Source organism: Pseudomonas sp. PH1b (genome assembly GCF_000633395.1).
GTDB lineage: Bacteria > Pseudomonadota > Gammaproteobacteria > Pseudomonadales > Pseudomonadaceae > Aquipseudomonas.
The window spans coordinates 1-7,026 of the sequence record NZ_AYMU01000039.1 but is presented as its reverse complement, the minus strand read 5'-3'; the positions used below and the strand labels follow the sequence as shown (position 1 = coordinate 7,026).

General features: G+C 54.1%; 6 protein-coding genes. 3 read left to right on the top strand and 3 right to left on the bottom strand.

Annotation, left to right across the window (positions count from 1 at the left end; translation table 11 throughout):
- From U873_RS0133135 to U873_RS0133125, 3 genes are all read left to right on the top strand, one after another.
- Positions 1-1,224 (top strand): hypothetical protein (locus tag U873_RS0133135; protein ID WP_029978830.1); only part of this gene is annotated, 1,224 nt, incomplete at its 5' end.
- Positions 1,221-3,101 (top strand): tyrosine-type recombinase/integrase, encoded by a 1,881-nt coding sequence (locus U873_RS0133130; RefSeq protein ID WP_025132338.1) that lies wholly within the window; start codon positions 1,221-1,223, stop codon positions 3,099-3,101. The genes U873_RS0133135 and U873_RS0133130, both read left to right, overlap by 4 nt.
- On the top strand, positions 3,098-3,520 hold the full coding sequence (locus U873_RS0133125; RefSeq protein ID WP_025132337.1) for a TetR family transcriptional regulator: 423 nt from the start codon (positions 3,098-3,100) through the stop codon (positions 3,518-3,520). The genes U873_RS0133130 and U873_RS0133125 overlap by 4 nt, the downstream gene beginning before the upstream one ends.
- Here U873_RS0133125 and yejK read toward each other — a convergent pair.
- From yejK to U873_RS37420, 3 genes are all read right to left on the bottom strand, one after another.
- Positions 3,506-4,507, bottom strand: a complete 1,002-nt coding sequence (yejK, locus tag U873_RS0133120) for a nucleoid-associated protein YejK (protein ID WP_025132336.1) — start codon at positions 4,505-4,507, stop codon at positions 3,506-3,508. The two genes, U873_RS0133125 and yejK, sit on opposite strands and share 15 nt — an antisense overlap.
- Positions 4,508-4,747: 240 nt before the next feature.
- Complete coding sequence (locus U873_RS0133115) at positions 4,748-5,344, bottom strand: imm11 family protein (protein WP_025132335.1); 597 nt, start codon at positions 5,342-5,344, stop codon at positions 4,748-4,750.
- Between the two features lies 1 nt (position 5,345).
- A partial coding sequence (locus U873_RS37420; protein WP_043274788.1) for an AHH domain-containing protein occupies positions 5,346-7,026 on the bottom strand: 1,681 nt, incomplete at its 5' end.

The following is a 7,026-nucleotide window of genomic DNA, read 5'->3' as shown; positions in this document are numbered from 1 at the left end:
AGAGAATCCGGGGCGATTCAACGTGGGCTGATTCCTCTGATGGCCTCCGGCGATATGGCCACCTTCCCAAGCACGCCCTTCCCGAATAGTAACCACAAGTTCAAAAGCGAGACCGCATTCACCAACAGAGAACGACAAGCCTTCACCGCGGCATTGCGGCAAGCCATCAAGCCGATATGGACCGACGGCGTGTCTGTTACCGGCGAGCTGCTGGCCTTCACACTGTTGGTTGTGGCGCTGCACACCGGACGTAATAACACGCCACTCTTGGAAATGGGCCGTAACTGCCTACGCCCGCACCCGAAAGATGACACCGTATTCTTGGTTCTGTGGAAGCGGCGAGGATACAACACCAGCAAGGTGGCGCTCCGCGCCGAGGCGGACGTAGAACACCTTCTTGAATCCACGCCGAGCGTAAGAACCAGCGTAGAACGTCTGATTCGTCGAGTGATGGTCTTGACCGAACCTCTGGATGTGGAGGCTCCGGCTGACCTCAAGGGCCGTGTATGGCTGTATCGTACTCGCGCAGCGAAAAATGTCGGCAACGTCACAGCATTGAATTCAGCAGCGGTGGCAGTCGCGGTAACCCGACTTGTAGCTAAATATAGCCTGACCGACAGTGATGGAGAGCCGCTGCGCATTAACATCTCACGCCTGCGCAAGACGTTCGCCAGCGGTATATTCGAGCTGACCGGCGGAGACGTTGCAACCACCGCTGCTGCACTAGGAAACACCCTTCAGATCACCGACCGACACTATTTAGCGCCCAGTGAAGAGGCACGTCGCAACTGGCAGTTCATGGGAGAGGTATTGGTACAGGAGTTACGGACTCGAACCATCGGTACAACTTATCGAGACACTCCCATGGGACGCTGCGCCGACCCGGAGAACGGCCAGTACGCTCCTAAGCGAGAGGGTGCGACTTGCATGAACTTCATCAACTGCCTGCGCTGCAAGCACTACGCGGTGACCGCCGAAGATTTGTACAAGCTGTTCAGTTTCTACTTTCGCGTGCTGTCCGAACGCTCGCGCATGGATAAAAGGCTCTGGGCACGGGAATACGCCCACATTCCCCGCTTAATAGATCACTACATCATTGACGAAGGGCTGAGGCGCGGCACTTTCAAAGCCGCAGCGGTGGAAGCAGCACGTGAATATGCTCGCACCCAGCCACATCCGTTCTGGTCGATTGATCTGATCGATAGCCTGGAGGTATTTGCATGAACGACAACCTTCTAGCAGTACCGCTTTGGGACGCCGTGACAGCGCAACCTAGCGATGTGCGTGGACTCCACGAACGCGACACCTTAATCATTAGCGCGACCCAAGTTGATGGGCTATGGGTCATCCTCAGTCGGTATGGCGACGACATCTGGCAGCTCGACGGCTTCAGTAGCAATGTGCCAGCCTGCGAGAAACGAATGGATTTCAACCTCGTGCCACTGATGTTTCGAGCGGTTATGAAAGCGATGCTGTACCGCTACCTGCGACGAGGGCTACGAGAGGGCTCGCGACCTAAAGGTAGCTCAACAAAAACTTTTTTCTACGAAACGCTGCCATTCTTACGTCATCTGGAGGCACTTAAGCTCAACCATGTTGGCGCGGTGACCCCCATAGTCTGCGCAGTCTATGTGAATACCTGCAAGGCGTACCGGCAAATCAGCCGACACCATGGTAAGCCACTGTCACAGCGTGGATTAGAAGACCGCTTAAAGGCTGTCGAAGCGCTCTACGAACTTAGTCAATACACCGACGACCGAATGCCAACGCACCCCTGGCCCGATACTTCCGCGAAGGCGTTGGCGGGGCTTACCCGTCTTGGCGCTCAAGAAAGCAGAACGCCACTGATGCCCGACGATGTGTTCTGCTCTCTATTCGAGCGAGCCTACCAGCAGGTTGAGCGCGGTCAACAACTACTTGACCTTCGCGACGCACTGCATGCGCTCACGGTGCAGCGAAAGGGGCAATCATACACAACTGTCAATGTTGCAAAGAACCGCCACCTGGATGCCCTTGGTTGGGAGGGTGGCCTGAAAACACTCAACAAGGCACTGATTGATCTGCGTACGGCCTGTTACATCATTCTGGCCAGCACCTCCGGCTGCCGCAACCACGAGCTGGCGAATGTACAATCGGGTTCGCACTTGCGCACCCAAGACAATCAGGGCACGGTCTTCCACTGGATGCGTTCAAGCTCGAACAAGACCGATGAGGGCATCCATCACTGGATGATCCCCGAGGCGGCTGTACGCGCGCTGCGAGTGATGGAGCGCTGGGCCCTGCCATATCAGGCCATGATCACCGCCGAACTCCTGCAGCGACGCCGGTCGAACCCGTCTGATTCGCAGATCGTCGAGGCAAATAAACATCGCCACGCGCTCTTCCTCGGCGTGGCTCTGGGAGGCGACCAAGTACGCACACTTTGCAACGCTACTTGGAACGGCTACCTGAAGGCATTCGTTAAAGATTGCGGGCTGAGCTGGAACCTTAGCAGCCATCAATTCCGCCGCAAGTTCGCCAACTACGCCGCGCATAGCCGCTTCGGTGACTTGCGCTACCTCAAGGAACATTACGCGCACTGGACGCTGGACATGACCTTAGGCTACAGCATGGACGACAGCTGGGGGCAGCATCTGGATTTTGAGCTGTATACCGACATTCAGACCGAGTTGAATGGCATCAAACTAGGCGTGGTAGAAGACTGGTTCGGTGACTCGCCTCTGGCCGGGGGCTATGGCCGCACCCTCAAACAGTGGCAACGAGAGCCGCAGAACTTGCTGATATTCAAGGATCATGCCTCAATGTTGAAGTCCATTGCCGAGAGCACTGCAATTCGTAGCAATGGACATGCTTGGTGCACGGCGGACAATGACGCCTGTATCGGGAATACCCTAGAGCGCACACGATGCGGCAACTGCAATAACGCCGTGATCGGGAGTAGGCACACGGCGATCTACCAGCGGCTCTACGAGGAGTTGAAAGGTCTGCTGCATTGCCCAGACATTGGCGACGGCGGCCGCCAACGCGTTGAGCGCGACCTGACTCGATGCCATGACGTACTAACACAGTTGGCCATGCCTCTGGAGACTCTGCCCTCATGAAGTCCAAGAAAAAGCAAACCCACTACAAGCCGGCTGAGGATCGCGAAAAGGATCTGCGACTCGCCCTTTATCGTATCCAGAAAGGTCGCACCCATTTCGGGGAAACCAAGATTACTATCGCCGCAGTCGCCCGCGAGGCAGGCGTATCAACAGCGTTGATCCACAACTACTACCCAAAGGTTGCTGAGGCTATCCGCGAAGCTCAGGGGCGCTCCAGTCGCACTGTACGTGATATGAAACATCACGACTTGATTGCTGAGCGTAAGAGATCCGCAGCCTGCCGTCATGAGATAGAGGAACTGCGGGCCAAAATCGCCAGTCTCGCGTCCCTCAACGAAATGCTATTGGACGAGAACCGTGTGCTCAAAGCCAAGGTGAGCGACCGGAAGGTGACGGATCTGGGTTCAGCGGCGTTTTAACTGATCAATGAGTTGAGTTGGCAAGCCCTTAATGATCAAGGTACCGGCGGCTTCGTCGTATTCGATCTTTTCGCCCAGTAAGTGCGCCTCGAAGCTGATCGACAGCCCTTCGGCGCGCCCGGTGAAGCGACGAAACTGGTTCAGGGTGCGTTTGTCGGCCGGAATCTCTGGCGACAAACCATAGTCACTGTTTCGGATGTGATCGTAGAACGCCTGTGGACGGTGCTCGTCAATCAGGCTGGAGAGTTCTTCGAGAGTCACCGGCTCGCCAAGCTTGGTCTGTGTGGTGGCGTACTCGACCAGGGTCTGGGTCTTCTCCCGCGCGGACTCCTCTGGCAGGTCCTCTTTTTCGACGTAGTCGCTGAAGGCCTTCAGCAGAGTACGGGTTTCGCCCGGGCCATCGACGCCTTCCTGGCAGCCGATAAAGTCGCGGAAGTACTCTGAGACCTTCTTGCCGTTCTTGCCCTTGATGAACGAGATGTACTGCTTGGAATTCTGGTTGTTCTTCCACTCCGACAGGTTGATCCGCGCCGCTAGGTGCAACTGGCCGAGGTCCAGGTGGCGCGACGGGGTCACGTCCAGTTCGGCGTTCACCGCAACGCCTTCGCTGTGGTGCAGCAGAGCGATGGCGAGATATTCGGTCATGCCTTGCTGGTAGTGGGCGAACAGCACATGGCCGCCGATGGAGAGGTTGGATGCCTCCATCAGCGTCTGCAAGTGCTTTATGGCCACGCGGCTGAAGCAAGTGAAATCCTGACTGCCGTCGAAATACTCTTTCAACCAGCCGCTGAACGGATACGCGCCGGACTCGGCATGGAAGAACCCCCAGGCCTTGCCTTGTTTGGCGTTATAGCTGTCGTTGAGGTCAGCCAGCAGGTTCTCGATGGCGACCGACTCGGCAAGCTCGGAGTCGCGGGCGTGGAGAACTGCAGGTGTGCCGTCAGGTTTTTTGTCGATCAGATGAACAATGCAATGACGGATAGACATCAGAGCGTTTCCTGTAAGGGGGAGTTATTAAGAAAATCTGCACGGAGTAGGCCGACGGTAGCGTTGCTTTTAGGGCGGTATTCACCGGCAGTGCAAGACGCACTAGGCCAACTATCATGGAGCACGATCGGGAACTCTACTGTACCAGCGGACATTCTGCGCGCCGAGGATGACTCTCAAGATGTGAGAGGGTGCTACACTTCATTTATCTTCGTCCTTGTGACCTACCCGCTACTTTCTCTATGCAACAGTAATCTTATCGCCATTTACCGACTCAAATACCACACCCACCACGCCTGCGACCTCAAAACGACGTTTCACATCTTCGCTCACTACAATTGCACCCAAATACTTTTTAATCCTGAAAATATGCCTCCCCCCTACTTTTGACCTATCTATAGTCAAATTATAAAACGCGCGGTATTGGCCTGCCATATCCGGTCGCACAGGGTCATCAACTGAAAATTTTGTGAACCTTGAAAGCTCTTCATCCACACAATCAATCTGTGTCTCTATGATCATAATAAAATAATTTTTGGAAATTTGTTTACCCTCAATATTAACGGGCTCAAAGACTACATTTTGATAAGGCTGATCGACCTCCGGCAAACCTATGAGTGAATCTCGGCCCCTCTCACTCAGGACTGGAACACTCGCATATCCTGCTAGAGAGTAGTCAACTTCAACGCCGTCAAACCGAATATCAAGCGTATATTTGCCAGGCTCCATGAAGTTAACTGGTGGATCACTAAACTTCCAATTATCCACATGCCTTACATCGCCGAGCACCCACTTCTCGGATAGAGAAAGATCCTGACGCAGCAAATAATATCTCATATCAATTCCTAGTAAGCCACTTATTAACATCACTACCCACAGTCAGTGCTTCCTTCTTAATTCCATCTAATGTTTTTGTAACCGCCTCCTTATAGGCTGGCGTTCTAGGTACTAACCCTTGAGTAGCCTGTTCCAAACTCCCATACACATACTGGTGATACTCTATTGGATGCGGACCTCTATGTCCTGGCACCGCAACTAAATTTTCAGTTGCGCGATTGATATTGAGATCCGCCCCATCAAAGAAACGCTGGTACTCTTTCGTCCAAGCTATCTGTCCATTCGCACCAGAAGTACATTTATTAGTACAAATATGATGTATCGGAATGGATTCGTAGTTAACCGGTGCACTAACGTTGACTCTTCCCCCGTCTAACGTGACGTATCCTCCACTATTATCTCGGAACACTGGCTTACCATCGGTAGTATAACGCCCAGTTGAATTGTACAAACCACCTCGGGGCCCCTCAACGGTTGCAGTGCCGTCTGCGTTTCGAATCAGGCGATATTCACCTGGCACATTGAACTCAGGTGAAGGTAAAGCCAGCTGTTCGGTTGGCGTAACTTTTGTGTCTTTTACCGCTTGCCCCGCAGACCCACCCGATCCATCTGTAACCTTTGAAAGCTTACCGCTACCACTAGCCACTCTGCCAAAAGCGGCAATCATGGCAAACTGGACGAGTTCCTCCTTCGATGCGCCGTTATTTAGTAAGTTCGTGACACCATTAACATCCACGGGTGCCAGGACCGAACTGATAACACCATCCTTAAGAGATAACTCGCGAATTTTTTCGTCACTTAAACCCTGTTTTTTCCACTCGGAAATCTGCTCACTGCTTCTGACTATAGCCAGGTACGGGTTGCTGATGGTTCCAATGGGAGTCCAGTCATTTCCGTTGAGGGTGTAAATACTCCCAAGAATCCCGCCCCAACCCGAATTTAATTGCCCTTCTTTCGCACCCTCCATCATGATGCGTGCATATTTTCCAAAAAGGAGATTCAGATCCTCTTGGCTTAGTCCCCCTGCCTGATACAACGCAACCAGGTTTTCTCCAGACTCTTTTTCTCGCTGCCGGTACTCATTGCGCACCGCACGCTCACAACCACCATCCCCAGCACAAGCAGAAAACTTCTCCTGCAAGTCATTCATACCGCCGATTTTTGCAGCCACCAGTTTTTCATGAAGCGCTACCAAGCTGGTTTCATTCAACTTCTCAACGCCGTACTTATTCGCTAATAAGTTGTTCTCCACAGCATTCTTGCCAGCCCCGGCACCCGCAATAGCACCCGCGCTATCACCTTTCGCAATTCCCCCTGCAAGCCCGGCCGCCAACGTCGCTAGCGCTGACACCGTTTGTTTTTGCTCTTCGCTGAGGGTGTTTGTATCGCGGGTGCCATACAGCTGCTGGGTGATCAAACGAGCAGCCAACTCACCTCCGGCGGCTCCCGCTGCACCTGCAATCGCCGAGTTGCCTTGGGCCTGGGCAACAGCAGCGCCCAGCACCGCGTGGGCCATAGTGTTGAGCGCAGCATTGTCACCCGTGGTTTTCTTGATCAACTGCGCCAGATACGGTGCCGAGGCGCCGGCCAGGGCAGAGCCGATGTCCCCGCCGGCCAATCCTTGCAGGGCGGCGGTGACGGCTTGGGCTACTCGCTGGTAATCACCACCCGTACCGTACTTG

Coding starts and splice junctions, on each gene's coding strand:
- U873_RS0133130 (WP_025132338.1), top strand. CDS start 1,221: ATGAACGACAACCTTCTAGCAGTACCGCTTTGGGACGCCGTGACAGCG.
- U873_RS0133125 (WP_025132337.1), top strand. CDS start 3,098: ATGAAGTCCAAGAAAAAGCAAACCCACTACAAGCCGGCTGAGGATCGC.
- yejK (WP_025132336.1), bottom strand. CDS start 4,507: ATGTCTATCCGTCATTGCATTGTTCATCTGATCGACAAAAAACCTGAC.
- U873_RS0133115 (WP_025132335.1), bottom strand. CDS start 5,344: ATGAGATATTATTTGCTGCGTCAGGATCTTTCTCTATCCGAGAAGTGG.